Source organism: Micromonospora chokoriensis (genome assembly GCF_000718555.1).
Lineage (GTDB): Bacteria > Actinomycetota > Actinomycetes > Mycobacteriales > Micromonosporaceae > Micromonospora > Micromonospora chokoriensis_B.
The window spans coordinates 1-1,441 of sequence record NZ_JOAN01000043.1 but is presented as its reverse complement, the minus strand read 5'-3'; the positions used below and the strand labels follow the sequence as shown (position 1 = coordinate 1,441).

Here is a 1,441-nt window from a genome sequence, read left to right as displayed (position 1 = left end):
CTAGTAGTGCTTTGTTAGGTTCTGTGGCGTTTGTTGCGGTGTAACGGTTTCACGGGTTGGTGGCAGGTGATGCAGGCGCCGGTCCAGGTCGCGAGGAGTCGTTGCAGCTCGCGGATGACCGCATAAAGGGTCAGGCCGGCGCAGCCGCTTTTGGGTCCAGGCGCAGTTCGGTGATGAACAGGTGCGCGGCAGTGGCGAGGGTGACGTGGCGGTGCCAGCCGATGAAGGAGCGGCCTTCGAAGTGGTCCAGACCGAGGCCGGTCTTGAGTTCGCGGTAGTCGTGTTCGATGCGCCAGCGGATCTTGCCGTAGCGGATCAGGTCGGTGTGGCTGGTGGTTGCGGGCAGGCTGGACAGCCAGTACTTGACCGGCTCAGGTTGGTCGTCGGGCCATTGGGCGATCAGCCACCGTTCGGGCAGGAGCCCGTCGAGGTCGCGGGCGACGCGGTGTCCGGCCGGGCGTACTCGTAGGAAGATGAATCGGGAGCTCATCGTGCCCTTCGAGCCCTCCCGCCAGGTGATCGTTTCCGTGGCGGCGCGTCCGGCGGCGCGAATGTGCTCGACCAGGCTGACCGCGGTCTTCGGGTAGCGCGGGTCGGTGCGTGTCGGTGGGCGGCCCCGCCCAGACCAGACCCGCGCCACCGGCTGCACGTCTGATGTGTGGGCAAGGGCGTCGCCTTTGACCTGCACGATGTAGTCGATGGACCGCTCGTCCAGAGCGCTGCGGAACTGGCTGTTATCGCCGTAGCCGGCGTCGGCGGCCAGCAACGGCGGGCGCAGTCCATGCTCGGCCAGCTCATCGAGCATCTCCACGACCATCAACCACTTCGGCCGATGATGCTCATCGGCAGGTATCCCGCACCGGGCCCGGCGAGCGACCACCTCAGGGCGGTCAGCCTCGTCAACAGCCTGGTCGTCCCACGACGTCGGCAAGAACAACCGCCAATCCAGCGGACACGACGCGGCGTCGGTGACCGCGTGGACACTCACCCCGATCTGGCAGTTCGCGACCTTGCCCAACGTGCCCGAGTACTGCCTGGCCACGCCCGGCGAACTCTTGCCATCCTTCGGGAAACCGGTGTCATCGACCACCCACGCCACCGGCCCGACCACCTCGACCGCCCGGCGGGCCAACCGCATCCGCACCGCCGTCGTGTCCCACGTCGAGGTCGTTACGAACTGTTGCAGCCCCTGATGATCCACCCCAAGCCGATCCGCCATCGGCTGCATCGACTTCCGCCGTCCGTCCAGCAGCAGCCCTCGCAGATACGTCTCGCCCTTGGCCCGCTGATCCGAGCGCACCATCGGGGTGAACACATCCACGGCGAACACTTCAAGCCGTTGCCGCACAACCGAAAGCTCGTCAGGGGTCACCGCAACATCGAACTACTCAGACCGCCCCGATGACCCCACGACACGCCGACCTAACAAAGCGCTACTAGG

1 protein-coding gene is annotated in these 1,441 nt (G+C 66.2%); it reads right to left on the bottom strand.

Annotation, left to right across the window (positions count from 1 at the left end):
- Positions 1 to 130: 130 nt before the first annotated feature.
- Entirely contained in the window at positions 131 to 1,372 is a 1,242-nt protein-coding gene (locus IF46_RS0131960; RefSeq protein WP_157563739.1) for an IS701 family transposase, read from the bottom strand.
- Positions 1,373 to 1,441 lie beyond the last annotated feature (69 nt).